The 18,750-nt window shown below is 59.9% G+C and carries 17 protein-coding genes and 1 pseudogene; 9 read left to right on the top strand and 9 right to left on the bottom strand.

The window, feature by feature from the left end; genetic code table 11:
• The first annotated feature begins 47 nt into the window (after nucleotides 1–47).
• From AB7245_RS37285 to AB7245_RS37275, 3 genes are all read left to right on the top strand, one after another.
• A complete protein-coding gene (locus AB7245_RS37285) occupies nucleotides 48–824 on the top strand; it encodes a hypothetical protein (protein WP_085399572.1) in 777 nt (258 codons plus the stop codon).
• A gap of 24 nt (nucleotides 825–848) precedes the next feature.
• On the top strand, nucleotides 849–1,688 hold the full coding sequence (locus AB7245_RS37280; protein WP_085399573.1) for a DUF1194 domain-containing protein: 840 nt from the start codon (nucleotides 849–851) through the stop codon (nucleotides 1,686–1,688).
• Between the two features lie 428 nt (nucleotides 1,689–2,116).
• Nucleotides 2,117–2,293 carry a hypothetical protein gene (locus AB7245_RS37275; protein WP_166102911.1) on the top strand — a complete coding sequence of 59 codons (177 nt, stop codon included), beginning with the start codon at nucleotides 2,117–2,119 and terminating at the stop codon, nucleotides 2,291–2,293.
• Nucleotides 2,294–2,383: 90 nt separating this feature from the next.
• Here AB7245_RS37275 and AB7245_RS37270 read toward each other — a convergent pair whose 3' ends face one another.
• From AB7245_RS37270 to AB7245_RS37230, 9 genes and pseudogenes are all read right to left on the bottom strand, one after another.
• Nucleotides 2,384–3,097 carry a class II aldolase/adducin family protein gene (locus tag AB7245_RS37270; protein WP_085399574.1) on the bottom strand — a complete coding sequence of 238 codons (714 nt, stop codon included), beginning with the start codon at nucleotides 3,095–3,097 and terminating at the stop codon, nucleotides 2,384–2,386.
• Nucleotides 3,094–4,509 (bottom strand): FGGY-family carbohydrate kinase, encoded by a 1,416-nt coding sequence (locus AB7245_RS37265; RefSeq protein ID WP_085399575.1) that lies wholly within the window; start codon nucleotides 4,507–4,509, stop codon nucleotides 3,094–3,096. The genes AB7245_RS37270 and AB7245_RS37265 overlap by 4 nt, the downstream gene beginning before the upstream one ends.
• Before the next feature lie 6 nt (nucleotides 4,510–4,515).
• Complete coding sequence (locus AB7245_RS37260) at nucleotides 4,516–5,523, bottom strand: ABC transporter permease (RefSeq protein WP_028150070.1); 1,008 nt, start codon at nucleotides 5,521–5,523, stop codon at nucleotides 4,516–4,518.
• Nucleotides 5,520–6,524 (bottom strand): ABC transporter permease, encoded by a 1,005-nt coding sequence (locus tag AB7245_RS37255; protein WP_439035778.1) that lies wholly within the window; start codon nucleotides 6,522–6,524, stop codon nucleotides 5,520–5,522. Before AB7245_RS37255 ends, AB7245_RS37260 begins: the two co-directional genes overlap by 4 nt.
• Nucleotides 6,517–8,001 carry a sugar ABC transporter ATP-binding protein gene (locus AB7245_RS37250; RefSeq protein ID WP_085399576.1) on the bottom strand — a complete coding sequence of 495 codons (1,485 nt, stop codon included), beginning with the start codon at nucleotides 7,999–8,001 and terminating at the stop codon, nucleotides 6,517–6,519. The genes AB7245_RS37255 and AB7245_RS37250 overlap by 8 nt, the downstream gene beginning before the upstream one ends.
• A 112-nt stretch (nucleotides 8,002–8,113) precedes the next feature.
• Nucleotides 8,114–9,115, bottom strand: coding sequence for an autoinducer 2 ABC transporter substrate-binding protein (locus AB7245_RS37245; protein WP_028150067.1), 1,002 nt, complete (start codon nucleotides 9,113–9,115; stop codon nucleotides 8,114–8,116).
• Between the two features lie 286 nt (nucleotides 9,116–9,401).
• A pseudogene (locus AB7245_RS37240) lies at nucleotides 9,402–10,002 on the bottom strand (transposase); the annotation flags it as partial.
• Nucleotides 10,003–10,139: 137 nt separating this feature from the next.
• Nucleotides 10,140–10,562: an SseB family protein gene (locus tag AB7245_RS37235; protein ID WP_085399577.1), complete on the bottom strand. Its 423-nt coding sequence runs from the start codon at nucleotides 10,560–10,562 to the stop codon at nucleotides 10,140–10,142.
• Nucleotides 10,563–10,660: 98 nt separating this feature from the next.
• Nucleotides 10,661–12,538 (bottom strand): sigma-54-dependent Fis family transcriptional regulator, encoded by a 1,878-nt coding sequence (locus tag AB7245_RS37230; protein WP_085399604.1) that lies wholly within the window; start codon nucleotides 12,536–12,538, stop codon nucleotides 10,661–10,663.
• A gap of 336 nt (nucleotides 12,539–12,874) precedes the next feature.
• Here AB7245_RS37230 and AB7245_RS37225 point away from each other — a divergent pair, with 336 nt between their 5' ends.
• The 6 genes from AB7245_RS37225 (at nucleotide 12,875) to AB7245_RS37200 (ending at nucleotide 18,730) form a co-directional block, all read left to right on the top strand.
• A complete protein-coding gene (locus AB7245_RS37225) occupies nucleotides 12,875–13,918 on the top strand; it encodes an NAD(P)-dependent alcohol dehydrogenase (protein WP_085399578.1) in 1,044 nt (347 codons plus the stop codon).
• A 57-nt stretch (nucleotides 13,919–13,975) separates the two neighbouring features.
• Nucleotides 13,976–14,347, top strand: coding sequence for a hypothetical protein (locus AB7245_RS37220; RefSeq protein ID WP_094183935.1), 372 nt, complete (start codon nucleotides 13,976–13,978; stop codon nucleotides 14,345–14,347).
• A 68-nt stretch (nucleotides 14,348–14,415) separates the two neighbouring features.
• Nucleotides 14,416–14,613 carry a hypothetical protein gene (locus AB7245_RS37215; protein ID WP_049807666.1) on the top strand — a complete coding sequence of 66 codons (198 nt, stop codon included), beginning with the start codon at nucleotides 14,416–14,418 and terminating at the stop codon, nucleotides 14,611–14,613.
• A 150-nt stretch (nucleotides 14,614–14,763) separates the two neighbouring features.
• Nucleotides 14,764–16,434 (top strand): aromatic/alkene/methane monooxygenase hydroxylase/oxygenase subunit alpha, encoded by a 1,671-nt coding sequence (locus AB7245_RS37210; RefSeq protein ID WP_028156528.1) that lies wholly within the window; start codon nucleotides 14,764–14,766, stop codon nucleotides 16,432–16,434.
• Nucleotides 16,435–16,536: 102 nt separating this feature from the next.
• Nucleotides 16,537–17,577, top strand: coding sequence for a 2Fe-2S iron-sulfur cluster-binding protein (locus AB7245_RS37205; RefSeq protein WP_085399579.1), 1,041 nt, complete (start codon nucleotides 16,537–16,539; stop codon nucleotides 17,575–17,577).
• A 49-nt stretch (nucleotides 17,578–17,626) separates the two neighbouring features.
• Nucleotides 17,627–18,730: an aromatic/alkene monooxygenase hydroxylase subunit beta gene (locus AB7245_RS37200; protein ID WP_063981232.1), complete on the top strand. Its 1,104-nt coding sequence runs from the start codon at nucleotides 17,627–17,629 to the stop codon at nucleotides 18,728–18,730.
• The last annotated feature ends 20 nt before the right edge of the window (nucleotides 18,731–18,750 follow it).

The following is an 18,750-nucleotide window of genomic DNA, read 5'->3' as shown; positions in this document are numbered from 1 at the left end:
AGTGCGCAACAGTAAACGGTGGTCTCTTTCTTCTCGCGAGATTGCAAATGCGGAAGAGGTTTTCGATAGCCATCACAGCGGGAAGGGCGCATTGCGGCGGAGTCGACCGTCATTCGCGCGCGCGCCGGGGCAGCCGTTACTTCGTTGTGGCGATACTGTGCGCGGCCTGCATCGTTCAGTTCGCAACCAATCCAGCGCGGGCTCAATGCACGGCTCGCGATGTCTTGCAAAACCAGCTGAAGCTCAAGACGCGCCCCGCCGAAGTGTCCCAGCAACTCATTCAGTCCGGCCGCGATGTGGCGACATGGAAGACCATCACCATTGGTACCTTCGCTGATCCGCTTGGACTGCGCAATAAACTGGACGGCATGGGCTGCGGTATCGGTGGGCAGGCCGCTGAAATACTTGCTCGACCGACATTCATGCTTGGCTCTCGCACGACAGACGTGGAGCTTGTCCTCGTATCGCCAGCCCAGCTTGGATTCACGTCCGATACTGTGACCTTGGCCGATGTTTACGCGCGTGCTCGACAGCTCGGCTTCGAACTCGCGGCAGCCGAAGTCGGTCCGCAATTGCGCATCCAATATCTTGACCAGCCTATCGGCGAATTTCTCATCATCGGAATGGAGCCAATCAAGACGTGGAGTGGCGAGCCGATGGTTCTGAATGTAGCAAATGGCGGCGCCGGATTGATCCTCATCGGCCAGGACGGCAAAGCCGCCTCCGAAATACATGTGACATCTCGGTTCGTCTTCGCGCGCTCGCATCAATCCGCACCCGGCACTGGACCGATCGATCAGGCAGCGGCGTTTCTGCCACCATGAAGAGGAACCAGCAGCGAGGCCACCATGCTTCATCGTGTCTCCATCGCAGCGGCATTGATCGCCGGAGTGATCGCCGGAGGTGAAGTCGCCAACACGGCCGCCCTCAATTCGGGGTACCGAGTGGTTGCCGGCAGCGAGCAGCCATCGGTTGATGTCGAACTCGTTCTTGCTGTTGATGTCTCCTATTCAATGGATCCTGGCGAGCTTTTGCTTCAGCGCGAGGGTTACGCGGAGGCCATCGTTTCCAACGAATTTCTCCAGGCGCTCAAGGCCGGGCCGAACCGAAGGTTGGCCCTGGTCTATGTGGAATGGTCTGGACCGAACGATCAGAAAATCATCGTGCCGTGGAGATTGATCGACAGCCGCGAATCTGCAGCTGTGGTGGCGGCGGAAATCGCGAAAGCGCCGGTTCGCACGGGCTCACGCACCTCGATCTCTGGCGCGATAAATTTCGCATTGCCGCTGTTCGATGCGGATCCGTATCGTGGACTGCGGCGTGTGATCGACGTTTCCGGCGATGGCGTGAACAACGACGGAAGCCCAGTTACCATCGCACGTGATGCGGCGCTGGCAAGGGGCATTACCATCAACGGATTGCCGATCATGCTCGAAGGAAGGCTTCCGTCGCAAATGGACATCGACGACCTCGATCTCTATTACGAGGATTGTGTGATTGGCGGGTCAGGCTCGTTTATGGTGACGATCAGAAGCCGTGATGGGTTCAAGGAGGCGATCCGAACAAAGCTCGTGCTCGAGGTTGCCGGCGGCGTGCCCAGGGACCGGATCGTTTCGGTGACCGAAAGGGAGCCGCGAATATCCTGCCTTATTGGTGAGGCAATATGGGCGAAACGAAGCCGGTGGTGAGCGCTTCGGTACCTTTTGGAAGGCGCACAGTTCGATCCGCGTTGAACGAGCGTAGTACGTCTGCTCATGGCCCTCAGCCGACATAATTGGCGTTATGGCTGACTTCCGCTTTACCGGAGATGTCCGACTTCATCATCAAATGCGGAAACCGCTTCCGTCGACCGGAAAGGCAAGGATCGTGGATGCTGTCACCTCCCACTCATCAGCAGGCGAGCTTGCCTGACACCCTCGCGGGCCGTGCACGAACGAAAAGAGCACGTATCCGGTGTGGTCGTCGCGCTGGGGGTAGCGAAGCACGCTCCGTGCTGTTGTATTGGCGCGGCAGCTTCGGGCCTGGTGACCCGGAACGGACCTCGTCAAGCGAACGCGGCCGTTGCAGACGATCGGTACAGCGCGTACCGTCGCCGATGCCGATACAAGGAGCCCCAATGACTGATCGAGAAAAGATTCTGATTGCCCTTGGCGAAAAGCCTCTGAAGGTTTTCGAAATCATGAAGCGCGTGAACATAAAGCATGAGGACGATTGCCAATCGCTCTTGTTGAAGATGCGTGACGACGGCGCCGTGAAGTTCGATATTCACAAGGGATATTGGCTCGCTGTCTGACAATTTTCGCTTGATCACCAGCGGCTGGTAGAGTTGCTTGCAAGTTTCCTTAGCGAAGAGAAGACTAGCCGCGTTCAACGACACTCTGAGTCAATGTGGCGCCAGTTTCGACTGAGGCATGGCGCGTGGAACATCACCGACGTCGTCAAGATCGGGCGCCTGGCCGTAGCCCATGCGTTTCATCTGTTCGTGGACCTGTGCCATTTCGGTCTCGCTGAGGCGCGGAGGTTCGCCGATCGCCAGCGCGTGGACATACATCTTCGCCAGGGTCTCCACCTCCACGGCAAGCCAAAGCGCCTTTTCAAATGTCTGCGCCGTTACGATCAAGCCATGATGGCCGAGCAAGCAGGCATTTCGTCCTTCGAGCGCATCGACGGCATAATCCGACAGCGCTTGTGTGCCGAAGCAGGCATAAGGCGAACAACGGATATCGTTGCCACCGGCTACCGCGACCATGTAGTGGAAGCAGGGAATGCCACGCTCGTGCACGGCGAGAATGGTGCTGAAGGTGGAATGCGTATGAAGCACGACGTTTATGTCGTCCCGCGCTCGCAGAATATCGCGATGAAAACGCCATTCTGAAGAAGGGCGATGGTTGCCCTGGTAATTCGCGGCAAAATCCATCGCGACAATGTCTTCTGGCCGCATGTGCTCGTAGGGCAAGCTTGTCGGTGTGATTAGCATGCCGTTTGGAATCCGGTGCGAAAGATTGCCGGAAGTCCCTTGGTTGAGACCGTTTCGGTTCATCTCCTTGCAGGTATCGACGATGCCCTGGCGGAGATCGGCATGATTGCGGTCTGTCATGATGGGTGCTCCGAAAAAGAAATCCAGGATTGATAGGCGGCGGAAAGGGTGCGTTTGCACTCATCCTCGCCGAGCGGCGTGACAGCTTCAAGCACCACGCTCGAAACCGGAATCGTACGCGAAAATCTCCGCCACAGCAGCGCCGCGCCGAGCGCCGTTCCATCCCGAGATTGGCTCACCGAGACGCTCTGCGATGGCCGCAACGCGGCCAGAGCGCGCGCGAAGGGCAGGTTGGCGGCGAAGCCACCGTCGATGACGATGTGTTTCGAGCTGCCAAGCGCATCTAGACAGCGGTTTGCACTGAATGCGGCGTAGAGGACTGCCAACCCCTGCCATTCGGCTGGCGTCTCGGGCCGCGGTCCGATAATGCGTCCGCGGTGAGCTGCACCGGGGAACAGTCCGTCATCCCCAACGAAGGAGGGGAGTGCCAGGGTTCCAAGGGCCAGTAGACTCGGCAATGCGGTGAGGACGGCTGCATCAGAAGCGTCGTGGTCTCTGCTGATCAAGTCGTATTCGCGGCCTGTCGCGATCAGCGTGGAGGGTACGTTCTCACCGTCGACATCGATATTGAGCACCATGCCGCGTGTGGCGTCGAGCTTGTCTAGCGCGAGGCCGCGCTGAAAGCCGATCATCCAGGTGCCGGTTGATAGGATCGAGGTATCGGCCATGCCGGCGGCCTTGTAGCGGAACAGGTTGGCGTTGGAATCATGCACGCCGCAGAGGATTTCGGTCGAGCGCGCCAGGCCGGTACGCTTGGCTACGGCCTCCGAAACCCTCCCTAGCACCGCACCGGCGGATGCCCGCTCCGGCAGAAGACGGTCCCAGCCGCGCTTGCGCATCAGGGAGGAAGGCTGATGGTGGCAAAGGTCCCAGATATGGCTCTGAGCCGCGAGCTGTGAAATTTCACTTGCAGCACACCCGCCGAGCCGCAAGGCGAAATACTGCGCAGTCGTAAGATAGATTTTCGCGCGGGCGAATTCGGCGGGATATGCGCTTTCCTGCCAGAGCAATTGCTTGCCGAGCCGCATCGCGCCGCTGATACCGCAAAACACTTCATCATAGGCAGGCGCAATCCGGGCGTAGGCCTGGTCGATCTCAGGCGGCGAGACCGCATCATAGTCCATCATCGGCAGCACTGGCTCGTCACCTTCGACAAGAACGGCGCCACACCCATGCGCGGTCGCGATCACCGCGCCGATGGTGTGGCGTTGCGTCACCACGGCCAAAGTGTCGAGGAACCACTCTTCCAGCCCGGCAAGATCATAGGCGAGGTATGGTCCTGCCGTGGTCGGCACATTCGGGATCGAAAGTGTTTCGAGCGGCCAGCCGTCCTCACTCGCGACCAGCAGTTTCAGATTCGTCTTGCCAATGTCGAGAACCGCGATCCGGGGAGAGGCTTCCGATCTTGTCATCGTTGTCTACCGGGGCGCTTTGCCGCCCAGATGAGGAACCGCAGCAACGGCAATCAGGATGCCACCCCAGATCGCCAGAGTGAGGAACTGGCTGAGATTGAGGAGGTTGAACGCCGAGGAGATCACCTGAAGGATTATCAGCGCAAGCAGCAATCCGCCGACTTTGCCAAAGCCGCCAAATGGATCGACGCCACCGAGCACTGCTGCAAGAATGGTGACGAGCAGATAGCTCTCGCCATATGCCGCGTTGGCTGAATTGAAACGTGCCAGCATGACGACCGCTGCGACACCGGCGAGCAGGCTCGAGAGGACATATAGCTTGAGCAGGACGGCGCGGGTATCGACGCCGGAGTAGCGGGTTGCCTTCTCGTTCGAGCCGATCATGTAAACCCTTGCCCCGAAGGGCGTTGCGTTTAGCATGAGCGCGACCGGCAACGCACAGAGCGCCAGCACGATCAGGGCAAAAGGCACCCCGAGAACCGTTCCATTGCCGATGAAAACAATGGGCTCCGGAAATCCGGAGATGACATTGCCGCGCGTCAGGCCGATCGCAAGTCCCTTGCAGAGTGTCATGGTGCCGAGGGTTGCGAGGATCGGCGAAACGCCGAGATAGGCGATGACAAATCCGTTGACAAGGCCGACCAGCGCCGCGACGGCAAACCCTGCCGCAATCGCCAGCACCTGTACGCCGGCCCAGGCAATGCCCTGAGTGCCCGGAATGTAGTGCGTCAGCAGGAAGGCAATGGTCAGTCCGGAGAGATTAGCGGTGGCGATGATGGAAAGGTTGAGGCCGCCAGATAACAAGGCCAGCATCATCGCAAGCGAAAGGATGCCGAGCTCCGGCATCTGGAAGGCCATCGATTGCAGCGTGTTGACGGAGAAAAACCGGTCGCCGATGGTAATGGCGAACACCAACCAGAGCGCGACCAACAACAGCATCAGGGTTGCGATCGTCCCGCTGCCGGCAAAACGGATCAGGCGTCCGCGAAGGGCGAGGGTGGACTCATTTCTCATGGCCGCGCGCTCCGGGGCCGCCGTTCTCGCTGCGACCAGGCTGTTGCCGAGACCGAGATCAGAATGACCAACCCGACAAAAAATGGCGACCAGTAGGACGAAACGCCCAGCAAAATGATTCCATTCTGCAGGATGGCGAGCAGTGCCAACCCCAGAAACGTGCCGAGAACGGTGCCGACGCCGCCCATCAGGCTGGCGCCGCCGAGCACGACGACTGCAACCACATCGAGCTCCTTGCCCACCAGCACCGTCGGAGCGACGGACTGTGCAAGCTGCGCCTGGACCAGTGAGGCGATACCGGCCATGACCCCCATGTAGCAATAGACCAGCATGTTGAGGCCGAAGACATGGAAGCCGAGTCGCTGCGCGGCATCGGTATTGCCCCCCATGGCGTAGATTTGACGACCGATATTGCTACGATTGAGCAGGAGCCAGGTGAAGAGAAATGAGAACCCGAGCGCGAGGATCTGCAGGTTGACGCCGTAGGACGTATCCTTGCCCCAATCGAACTCGAACCAGAATATCCCGGTCGCGAACCAGTCGGGTAACGAATAGATATATTTACCGCCCGTGAAGAAAATCAGCAGCCCATAGAAAATGTTCAACGTTGCGACGGACACGATGATTGATGGTATCCGAAGCTTCTGGATGAAGATCGCGTTGAGGGCGCCGAGCGCACCGCCAATGCCGATCGCGATCGCAAAAACGCAGATCCAGTTCGCGCCGTATGCGTTCGCCACCGTAAGCGTGACATATTGCGCCACCGATGCCGTCGCCGTGAAGGAGATGTCGATTCCGCCGGCGATCAGCACCACGAGCAGCCCGAGGGCGAGGATGCCTACGAATGCGTAGGAGGTCAGCAGGTCGAACAGATTCTGCATGGTCAGGAACTGGCCGTTCGCCGCGCCCAGGCTGGCGCAGAGCACGAGGATCACGATCAACAGCCAGAACTCATGGCTGCGCCGAAACCTGCCAAATGAAGCAAACCGCGATTCAGGCATTGACTGCCTGCCGAAGCGCATCTTCGGAGGTGTCTGCGGCCATCACGTCAGTAGTCAAACGCCCTTCGCGCATCACCAGCACGCGATGGCTGTGATAAAGCACCTCGGGGATTTCGTCTGATATCATCAGCACTGCGACGCCCTCGCGGGCCAGCCGCCGGATGATCTCATAAATCCCATCCTTGGCGCGGATGTCGACACCGACCGTTGGGCTATCGAGGATAAGCACCCGCGGGTTGGTCGCCATCCATTTGGCGAGCACGATCCGCTGCTGATTGCCGCCGGAGAGCGTCTTGACCGGGTTGTTGGGATCAGAGACCTTGATTCCGAGTTCGGCGACCCATCGCGCAACATGGCTTTGCCGCGCGCGTGCGCCAATCAGGCCGAACGCGCCAGCGAGACGTTCCAACACAGTCAGCGTGACGTTCGAGGTGATCGACTGGTCAAGGATGAGGCCAAGTGTAAGCCTGTCCTCAGATACGTAGGCGATGCCTCGACGGATCGCGTCTGCATTCGTGTTCAGCGCGATGCGGTGGCCGTCAAGCGCCATGGTGCCTCGATCGGGTGGGTTCATGCCGAACAGCGACAGTGCGAGCTCGGTTCGGCCCGATCCAAGCAATCCGGTAAGGCCCACGACTTCTCCGGCGCGTAATTGCAAGCTCACATCGTCGTAGTCACCATCGCGGGTAAGGCCCTGGACTTCGAGAACAACGGCACCCACGGCAAGGTCGGGCACCTGTTTCTGATACTCGAAAGCCTTCCCGGTCATCAGGTGACTGAGTTTGCTGCCGTCGATGGTCGCTGCGGCAAAGGTGCCTACCTTGGCGCCGTCCCGCAACACCGTCACGCGTTCGGCAATCTCAAGCACCTCGTCGAGGCGATGGCTCACGAATACGACGCAGATACCGCTTCTTTTCAGGTCGCTGACGAGCTTGATCAAGGTGTTGACCTCGTGGCGGGTCAGCGACGCCGTCGGCTCATCCATGATAAGAAGTTTGGCATCCGCCGCCAAGGCCCGGCAGATCGCGACCAGCTGGCGTCCGGCAATGCTGAGTTCGGAGACTTTTGTTTCTGGATCGACCTCAATGCCGACCTTCGCCATTGTGGCCATGGCGATGGCCCGCATAGAGGACCAGTTCACCGTGTGGACGCCGCCAAGATGGTGCGCCATGGCGATGTTCTCGACGACGGTGAGGTTGGAGAATAGCGATAGATCCTGATAGATGACCTGAATGCCGCAATGGGTGGAGTAGACCGGGCTTAGTTTTGGGTACTCCTTGCCGGAAATGACGATCCGGCCTCCTGGTTCCGGCGCCTCGACGCCGGAAATGATCTTGATCAGCGTCGACTTGCCGGATCCGTTTTCGCCGACAAGGCAATGCACCTCTCCGACCTCCAGCGTCAGATCGACGTCGCGAAGCGCATGCACGCCGCCGAAACGCTTTGATATGCCGGACATCTCCAGGAAAGTCGTCAAGGCTTCGTCCTGTAATGGGACCGCTTGTCAAGCGATCGCCTCGACGCGGATCGCATTCCCGGCCGGAAAGCCGGGAATGCAGCGCGACGAGGCGGCTGGGACTGGTGTAGTTCTAGAGTCCTCCGGCGATCAGTCCGTCGATGGTTTCTTTGTTGATCCGCATGATCTTGTCGACCTTGATCTGCTTGCCGGCCACATCGACCGCAGCCTTGCCGAGGCCGGGAACATCGACGCCATCCGTGATTGGCTTGCCATCAAGCACGAGCTTGGCAACTGCAACCATGGCGTAACCTGCATCGGTGGGATTCCACAGGAAACCTTCGCGGATGGTATCATCCGCGATGAGCGATTTCGCCTGGCTCGGCAGCACCGTGCCGACCACGGCGATCTTCTTGCCAAGGCGTTGCTGACGCACCGCATTGCCGGCCCCGATCGGCCCATTCGAGCCGAAGCCGAGAATGCCGCGCAGGTTCGGATAGGCCTTGATCACGTCAAGCGTCGTGCGCTGGCTGGTATCGATCTCGTCGGCGCCGGGGAAACGGTCGGCGACGAGCTTCATTTTCGGGAAATTCTTCTGCTGATAGGCAATCGCGGCGTCGGCCCATTTGTTGTGAAGCGGCGTCGTCAACGTCCCGACATAAACCACGTAATCGCCTTCGCCGCCCATGTCCTTGGCGAGACGCTCCATCTGCACTTCACCGAAGCGAACGGAATCGATCAATTCGACATTCCAGTCACGGCCTTCTTGTTCGGGGCCCTCATGGGTGATGACTTTGATGCCGGCCGCCTGGGCGCGCTTGAGCACCGGCTCGCACACTTTGACGTCCAGCGGCACCAAGCCGATCACGTTGACCTTTTTGGCGATCAGGTCATCGAGCAGCTTTACCTGTTGTGCCGGATCGACGTTCGCCGGTCCAACCATGGTGGCATTGATGCTGAAGTCCTTGGCGCCCTTCTGGATTCCCTTTTCAAGAGCGTTGAACCACGGAATGCCGGCGATCTTCACGACCGTGACCATTTCCTTTTGAGCCTGCGCAAAAGCAAACCCCGGAAAACCGGTACCGGCGATCGCCGCCGCACCACCAAGCATTTTGATTGTCTGGCGTCTGTCCATTGTTCCCTCCCAGGAAGCTATTTTTAGCCTCTGCTCCTTTACCCGGCACTCGCCTGGCGGAGCAGTTGGCCTTATTCTTGATTGGCGGCGAAAATTTCGCCTCCAGCCTCAGGACTTGCCTGGGGATTAGAGACCAACGCTACGAGAGGTGTCAAGCAAGCGACATGTCAGCCAGCCCCGCCTGTGGCGATGTCCGGGCATGGCCGATTTTGTCGCAAAAGTCGGCTGTAACCGACGGATGTCTTTCGGCCATTCGGTAAGGCCGACCGGCTTTGATCCGCCGACCCTAACGCGCGAGGCGCCTCAGATTTTGAGCGATTGCAGCAAGAACAAACTCGTCCTGGGCGCCCCGTGGGCCACGAAGCCGAAGCCGACCAAGCCTCAGGATGCGCTTCAGGTGCGCAAACCGCATCTCGATCTTCTTGCGCTGACGTCGCGACGTCTCGAATCCCTCGGTGCCAGCGAACGACCGGGCGACGTCCCGGGCGTGCTCATGTATGTTGCGCGGGATCTTGCGCGATGGTTCTTTTGGACAGCACTGCGGTTTAAGCGGGCATGCGTCGCAGTCGAGCTTGCTCGCACGATACAAAAGCGTTTTGCCCCCGTGCACGGTGCCGCTCGTCCCGAGCCGCTTTCCGGCCGGGGCAGTGGTAAACGTCGCTGGTCGGATCATATCGAAAGTCGCTGCGCGAGAAGGTACCGTCATCTCGCTTCGACTTGTCGAACACGGGGATATGTGGTGCGATGCCCTTCGCCTCGACCAGCCAGTTCAGCATCGGAGCAGCCCCGTAAGCGGTATCCCCGGCAAGCCGCTCCGGCTTGATACCAAAGCGCTCCTCTGTTCATTCGATCATTGTCCTCGCCGCTCCGACCTCGGCCTGGCGAATTCCCATCCGTCCGGCTCGCCACGAGCCTTGCGGGCACACTTCAGGAAATCAGGCAGATGGTCTAGTGAACTGATGTCGCTGCGCCGTTTTTCGAAATAATTCGGCTTGGCCGACAGCATCTGGCAGGAAGTCTGCGCCTATCGCGCGGACTTAATCGGCATGTGAAAGATCTCGCCACTCATGAGGAGGGCGATCTCGGCGGCGGGCAGCGGCTTCTGACATTCGGACAACGGATTGAGCCAGAAATTAGAGTCAGGCAACATTTCGAACAGATTGCGCGCGGCGGCGCCAAGGCACACCTCAGGCTGCTTTATATAGTCGTAGATGCGCTTCTTTGAGGTGAAGGTGGGGTGCCATTTCATGTTCTGGAAGTCGACCGTTGCAACGTTGATCTCCTCCTGAAATTTGAGCGAGCGACGGCGTCCAGGTTTCATCGGCGCTTCCGGCGTCAGAATGTAGATCTCCGTCTCGAGCAACGCGCGATAGAATGCTGGAACGATGCTGGCGTCCCTTGCGGCAGCCTGCATCAGGGCTTCGAGACCGTTTTCCGGTTCAAACATGGCGACACTCCCAATTGAACCCGACGAGGGGCTGGGCTTCAGCGCCTCCAGTTACAGCCGGATCGCGCTGCCGCCGCAGAGCCTTCGCCACGATTGTGCTAATCCTTGTTGCCGCGCAGGGCACGATAGATCGTATTGCGCGACACGCCCAGGCGGCGCGCGGTCTTGCTGATGTTGTTGCCCGTTTCCGCATACGCGGTCAGCACATGCGAGCGCTGAATCTCATGCAGATTGGCCTTGAGCCCACCACCCACCGCCTTGCCGGTCAGGCGCTCGCCGCCTGAATGTGCAAGTACGGACTCGACCGATGTCTCGTCGATCAGATCTCCCGGCTCGGCCAGCGACAATCGGGAAAGCACGTTGCGCAGTTCGCGGATGTTTCCATCCCAATCGAGTTCGGCCAAACGATCGATCGCCCCTGCGGTCAAATCCATCAAGGGGTCGATCTTGTGGATCAAATGGCGCGCGATCTCGGCGAAATCGGAACGCTCGCGCAAAGGCGGTAACGTCACCTCCAGCGTGTTGAGGCGAAACAGCAAATCGGATCGGAACCGGCCCTTCGCAATCGAGTCGTCGAGATTGGCATTGGTGGCAGACACCAGGAGAACGTCGACCTGACGTTTGGTGCCACCGACCGGCCGGACAGTCCAATCGTCCAGAAAGCGCAGCAGCACGGCCTGCAACGTCACCGGCATGTCGCCGATCTCGTCGAGGAAGAGCGTTCCGCCGTCCGCTTCCTTGAACAGTCCCGCAGCCCCGCCCTTTTTTGCTCCCGTGAAAGCGCCTTCGGCATAGCCGAACAGCTCCGCCTCGATCAGGCTGTCAGGGAGCGCTGCGCAATTCACCGGGACGAAAGCGCCGGCCCGTCCACTGGCGGTATGAGCATGGCGGGCGAGTTGCTCCTTGCCGGTGCCGGTTTCGCCACGGATCAGGATCGGCATCTTGCGGACCGCCGCGACTCCCACCCGTTGGACAACGGAAGCGATCGCCGGATCGGCGGAGACGAACTGGGTGGGGACGTCCTTGGGCGTCGACGGCCGAGGCCGCGAGATGGCTTGCATCATCGAGAACTGGCGCGCGTTCTCGATTGTTGCGACGAACTGGCTACCGACCTCGTCCTCGAGGCGCTGGCGTTCCTTGCGCCGGCCTTCATCGACAAAGGCGTTGAATTTCGTACGAAAGACGTCGGCGAAGCGACGACCCGGCAAGGCTGGCAGGCCATGCAGCAGGACGCTTGCGGCCCTGTTGGCTGCAAGGATCCTGCCCTCGTTGTCGACGGCCAGCAGGCCCGCGCTCAACGTATGCAGATATTCGCCGCGGCTATGGAAAGCGATCAGGATGTTTCCGCGGTGATGTTCGCGGAACAGACCATTCTCGATCTGGGTTGCCGCCATCGCGACGAGCGCCTGGGTATGCGCCTGCCTCGACATGCAATCCGATGACGCATCCAGTATTCCGGCCAGTTCGCCATCGGGCGCGAAGATTGGCGCCGCGATGCAAGTAAGATTGTGGTAGCGCGAGAAAAAGTGCTCGCCCCCGTGAACGACGATGGCCCGCTTGAGATACGCGGCGGTGCCGAGGCCGTTGGTGCCGCAAATGGCTTCAGTCCAGATAGTGCCGGGCCGAATGCTAGCTGCGTTCGAGGCATCACTGAAGCTCGAGTCCGAGATGATGTCGAGCAGCAGGCCGTTGGCATTTGCAAAGGCGATCATGAAATTGGAGCCGGCAATCTGCTGATGCAGCGTGTGCATCTCCGCGAGCGCCAGGCCGCGAATCAGTGAGCAGCGCTGCTGCTCCTGGCGCAAAACGGCGGTGCTCACGAACTCAGGCGAAGGAGGGCGCAATGTATCGAGACCAAGCGAAATGCAGCGCATCCAGCTGTCGTAGATATCGGCCGATAGCAGCTCTGCCGGCGGCGCGCCGCGCTGATCGAGCGTCATCCAAGCATTGTCCATGCGTCGGCTGGCGGTCAGCATCATAGCTCCTCCGGGAGTCGCTGCTTGGCGATTTCCTCTTGGTCGTAGCCCGGTTCGGGTCGTTCTCGCGTGTGGCGCGGTTCTCACGATCATAGATCAAACAATCAAAAATCCAAATTTCTGCTCACCCGCTGTTGCTGCCGTCGAACTGTTCCGTCTCGGAACAGTCGCGCGCAAAGTCTGCTCCGAGGCGGATCGGCGCGAGCACTCCCGAGATCGCAAGAACAATAGAAAGATCAGGCCGTTGTGCGCTTGGCACAGCCCTTGCTCAACCGTTCAGCAAGATGGCGATCGCGTCAGATCGACAGAATAATAATTTTGCCGGGGAGGCGTTTAATGAAAGCGGCGGTGCTTCATGAGTTCGACGAGAAGCTGACGGCGAAGGAGTTCGTCAAGTTCGATGACGTAACTGACCCGAAGATCTCGCGCCCGATGGACGTGATCGTGCGCATCGGTGGTGCCGGCGTCTGTCGCACCGATCTGCACATCGTTGAGGGCATCTGGCGCAGCAAGGTCGACGTCAAGCTTCCATACATCATGGGCCACGAGAACGCCGGCTGGGTCGAAGCGATCGGCCCGGGTGTCGAAGGGATCAAGGTTGGCGACAGCGTAATTTGTCATCCCCTGGTGACCAGCGGGCATTGTCTCGCGTGCCGGCGCGGCGACGACATGCATGCGCTGGACAGCTCGTTTCCCGGCATCAATGCCAATGGCGGCTATGCGCAGTATCTGCTGACGGGGCAGCGCTCCCTGATCAAGCTGCCGAAGTCGCTCGCACCGAAGGATGTTGCTCCCTACACCGATGCCGGGCTGACGGCTTATCGCGCCGCGAAGAAGGCATCCCGTCATCTGTTGCCCGGCGAACATGTCGCGGTGATCGGCGCCGGTGGGCTGGGCCATATCGGCATCCAGGTTCTCGCCGCGCTCTGCGCGGCAGAAATCATCGTGGTCGATCGCGCCGAACAGTCTCTCGAACTCGCCAAGAAGTGCGGTGCACATCATGTCGTGAAGGCAGACGGCAACGAAGTCGAGGCGGTGCTGGCGCTGACCGACGGGCGCGGCGCGGAGGCCGTGATCGATTTTGTTGGCGAGGGTGACGCTATCGCCAAGGGCCTGTCGATGACGGCGAACGCCGGCTACTACTACATCGTCGGGTATGGTGGGAAGATCGATATCCCGACCATCGACATGATCACATCGGAAAAGACCATCGTCGGCAACCTGGTCGGCACATACGCCGAGCTGGTGGAGCTGATGGCGCTCGCGGATCGCGGCCTCGTCGAACTCCACACCAAGGAATACAGGCTGAGCCAGGCCAATGACGCGCTTCACGATCTGCATCATGGACGCATTCATGGCCGCGCGGTCCTGATCCCGTAGGGCATGTGCCGCGACATGCAAAGCCTCGGTCCAGATCATCGAACGAGAGTGGCGCGAGTGACAAAGGACAGCCGATGCCGGCCACCGATCACCAGCGAGGAAGCCGCTGAATTGCAGCGCGCCCGTGATCGGATGATTGCCCGGGACAGGCTGATCGACGAGATGGTCGATAACAACGAGATGCAAATCAAGAATGAGTACGCGCGCGGCGGAGCCGAAATCGAACTCGCGTGCGCCGTGCGTGGCGCGGCGCGCGCCGACGCCGGAAGCGACGCGCGTGCCGAACTGGAGCGAGCGATCGCGCGCCTGGAGATGCTCCGGGAGGAGCATCGACGCCTGGTGGCCGAGCGTGAATGGCTCGACACGTCCCTGCTGGAGATCGACAACGGTCCTTCGTCCGGCGACCACCAACGTTCGGGGCACGCATGATGAGCAGGAACAACGCAACCATGATTGCATCAAAGCAACAGGCACAAATGCCGTCTCCGAAACCGGACATGAGCGAGGAAGCCGGGTCGAAAGACGCCTTCTTCATTCAGCTGGCCGAGATCGCGGAGGCCATGATCGCCGCGCACGGCAGGGATTTCGCTACTGGAGCGCTGGTCCTCTCGGCGAAATTCGTCGCCGAAGGCAAACCTCTCATCAAACGAGCCAACGGAGGTGACGAGACCGTCAGCGCCGAGAAACCGGGCTGACGCGAAACGATGAGTCAGCAGATCAATCAATCCATTTAACGGACTCAAAGTGTGTTTTGCAGCTGAGAATTTCAACAAAGCGATCCAGGGGTTTGACCCGGAACCGAAGCGAGAATGCCGAAGATAACGCAACGTTCAAAGGAGCTGGAAATGTCTGCAAGTCTGACACTGAACAAGATCACCGCGCAGAAGGGGATCAGCATCGCTGAAGCGGCCAATCGCGTCGCGGACCTTGGTTGGACGCCAAGCTACGTGCAGGAGGCGATGACTTTCCCAACCGACTACAAGATCTCGAAGACACCGCGCGACCCGATGAAGCAGGTCCTGCGGTCATATTTCCCGATGCAGGAAGAGAAAGACAACCGCGTCTATGGCGCGCTGGATGCGGCGTTGCGCGGCGACATGTTCCGCAATGTCGAGCCGCGATGGGTCGAGTGGATGAAGCTGTTCCTGGCGATCATCCCGTTCCCGGAGATCTCGGCGGCGCGTTCGATGGCGATGGTCGGGCGGTTGGCGCCCGGCGAGGAATTGCGCACCGGCTTCACCATGCAGATGGTCGACGAGTTCCGGCACTCGACGATCCAGATGAACCTCAAGAAGTGGTACATGGAGAATTACATCGATCCAGCCGGGTTCGACATCACGGAAGCCGCGTTCGGCAAATGCTATGCGACCACGATCGGCCGCCAGTTCGCCGAGGGCTTCCTGACCGGTGACGCAATCACCGCGGCCAACGTCTATCTGACGGTCGTCGCCGAAACCGCCTTCACCAATACCCTGTTCGTGGCGATGCCGTCGGAAGCGGCGCGCAACGGCGACTATGCATTGCCAACCGTGTTCCTGTCGGTCCAGTCGGACGAATCCCGTCATATCGGCAACGGTCACTCGATGCTGATGGCGATGATCAACGATCCGTCGAACCACCAGTTGCTGGAGCGCGATCTGAAATACGCCTTCTGGCAGAATCACGCGATTGTCGATGCCGCGATCGGGACGTTCATCGAGTACGGCACGACCAACCGCGACAAGAACAAGGAGTCCTACGCCGAGCTCTGGCATCGCTGGATCTACGAAGACTATTACCGGACTTACATGCTGCCGCTCGAGAAGTACGGCATCAAGATCCATCACGATGACGTCGCCGCCGCCTGGGATCGGATCGTCAAGAAGAACTATGTCCACAAGACCGCGCAGTTCTTCACGGTTGGATGGTCGGTGAACTTCTGGCGTATCGAGGCCCAGACCGAGCGTGATTTCGAGTGGTTCGAGCACAAATATCCGGGTTGGTACGCCGAATTCGGCGATTTCTGGAAATGGCACGCCAAGCTCAGCGTGCCCGGCGAGACCAACATCCTCTTCAACAGCGAGGTGGGCTATTCATACCCGCATCGCTGCTGGAGCTGCATGGTCCCTTGCCTGATCCGCGAGGACTTCGTCTGCGACGAGGTCGACGGCAAGATCTACACTTACTGCTCCGAAGGTTGCCGTTGGACCCACAAGGTGGCGTTCGCCGCGGAATACGAGGGCCGCGCGACGCCGGCAATGGGCCGCTTCAGCGGTCGCCGTGAATGGGAGGACTGCTATCACGGCTGGGACGTCGCCGACGCGATCAAGGATCTCGGTTTTGTCCGGCCCGACGGCAAGACGATGATCGCGCAACCGCATCTGCGCTTCGACTCCAAGGACATGTGGACGCTCGATCACGTGCGCGGACACACGCTTGGCAGTCCGTTGCGTGGCTTCAGAGCGCTTTCGCCGATCGAGCGCGAGGTGGCGACGGCCGAATACCGTAAGGGCTTCAAGATCAATCCCTGCCACTAAAGAGATGATGAGGGGGGCCGCTTTCGGCGGCCCCTCTTGCCGGGACCGGCAAACGGTTTGCCGATCGTTCTGTACAACTGCCACGACGACAGGGCCGGGATAATGACGGACGTGCGGGTTCACAAGGTTCGTTTCGAGCCAGTGGGTATCGAGATGGAAGTCGAAGAGGGCGAGACCGTCCTCGATGCCGCGTTTCGTCAGGGCATCTCGCTGATGCATGGCTGCAAGGAAGGTCAGTGCGGCAGCTGCAAATCAAGGCTGGTCGAGGGGGACATCGAGCTTCTGAAATACTCGACCTTCGCTCTGCCGGATTACGAGAGCGAGACCGGCCACGTCCTGCTGTGCCGGACGCATGTCTACAGCGACATCGGTGTTGAATTACTCAACTATGACGAAGACCTGCTTAGCCGTTCGATCGCGGTGAAGGCATTTTCCGGCCGCGTGGCAGGGATTAGCGCGCTGACGTCAGACATCAGATTGCTGGAGATCGAGATTGAGAGGCCGATGAAGTTCTGGGCCGGCCAGTACGTCGATCTGACGCTTCAGGATGGCACCATCACCCGCGCCTTTTCGATGGCGAACCCGCCCGGAGAAGGCATCAATCTCCGCTTCATCATCAAGAAATATCCGAACGGGGCGTTTTCGTCCCAGCTTGATGGGAAGTTGGCCGTCGGCGACGCCGTGATCGCCAAGGGGCCGTATGGCACCTGCTTCCGGCGCGAAGAACGTCCGGGGCCGATGCTGCTGATCGGCGGCGGCTCGGGCATGTCGCCGTTGTGGTCGATCCTGGCCGATCACATCGGGAGTGGCGAGCAGAGACCGGTCCGGTTTTTCTACGGAGCGCGTACCCGCGCCGACTTGTTCTACCTCGATGAACTCGCGGCCATCGCGGCGCGGCTGAACGATTTCAAATTCGTGCCGGCACTGTCGCATGCGGAGACGGGTGACGGCTGGGACGGCGAGACCGGACTGATCCACGAGGTCGTGCTGCGCCATCTGCGCGAGGAGAAGCTGAGCGGCGCCATCGACGCCTACGCGTGCGGGCCGACGCCGATGATCGACGCCGTATTGCCCGTGCTGCAAATGAACGGCGTCGAGCCGGACCACATCTATTTCGACAAGTTTACGCCGGCGGTGCGATGACGGCGTTCGAGGTTCGTCGCAGAACAGAATGGCAGAAAGGGAGTAAGCAATGAGCGCGCAAACGAGCAGAGCAGCAGCGACCAAGCCTGCGGCGATCGTCAAATCCGGAGCCGCGGGGGCAGCGGTTTTCCCGGGCTCCGACAGCCGCAAGTACAACTACTTCGAACCGAAGGGGCGCAAGGCGACCCATTACGAAGACATGACGGTCGATGTTCAACCCGATCCGGAGCGCTATCTGCTGCAGGATTGGATCATCTCGTTCCCTGACGGAACGCCGACCTATTCCAAGGACTGGACGGCGGCAAAGAGCTCGAACTGGCACAAATTCCGCGCTGTCGACCAGGAGTGGGAGCGTACCCATTACCAGCGCCAGTCGACGATCTGCGGCATGGTGCAGAACACGATCGAGAATGGCCGGAAATCGGGCGCGCCGACCCGCTTCGATCCCGCTTGGGTGAAGATATTGCAGAACCATCTCGGAGCCTACAAGCATGCCGAGTTCGGTCTCGGCACCTCGACGATGCAGGCGCAACGTTACGGCTACACGCAGATGGTCAACAATGCGATCTTGACCAACTCGTCCTACAAGCTTCGCTTCGCGCAGGACATCACCCTTTATCTGAGCGAAATCGGCCTCGACCTTCCAGGCTTCGACATTGCCGCCGGCAAGAAGCACTGGCTGGAAGATCCGATCTGGCAAGGCGTGCGCAAGTCGGTTGAATCAGTGATGGGTTCAAACGACTATCTCGAGCAATATTTTGCGACCAATGCGGTGTTCGAGCCGCTGGTCGGCGAACTCTTCCGCTCAGGCTTCCTGATGCAGGCGGCGTCTGCGCAGAACGACTTCATCACTCCGGCTGTCGTCTCCGCTGCGGAGGCCGACTATGAGCGCAATCTCGCCAACACCGTCGAGCTGTTCCACATCCTCGGCACTGATCCGACCTTCGGGGCGCAGAACCTTGCGTTGTTCAACAAATGGTTGGCCAATCATGCCGATCTCGCGCTCGATGCCGCCAATCATTTGCAGCCCATCTGGTCGCAGCCTCGGGTCAAGGTCGCGGCTTTCGCCGATGCCATGGCGCACGCGAAGAATCGTATCAGGGGTATCGCCGCCGAGCTTGGCCTGACGGTTCCGGCCGGACTGGCGTCGTAATCGGCATCGCTTCACGCCCT

The organism is Bradyrhizobium sp. 604_D8_N2_3 (genome assembly GCF_051810765.1).
GTDB classification, from domain to species: domain Bacteria; phylum Pseudomonadota; class Alphaproteobacteria; order Rhizobiales; family Xanthobacteraceae; genus Bradyrhizobium; species Bradyrhizobium barranii.
The sequence above is the reverse complement of the archived record's forward strand: the minus strand, read 5'-3'. Positions and strand labels throughout refer to the sequence as shown.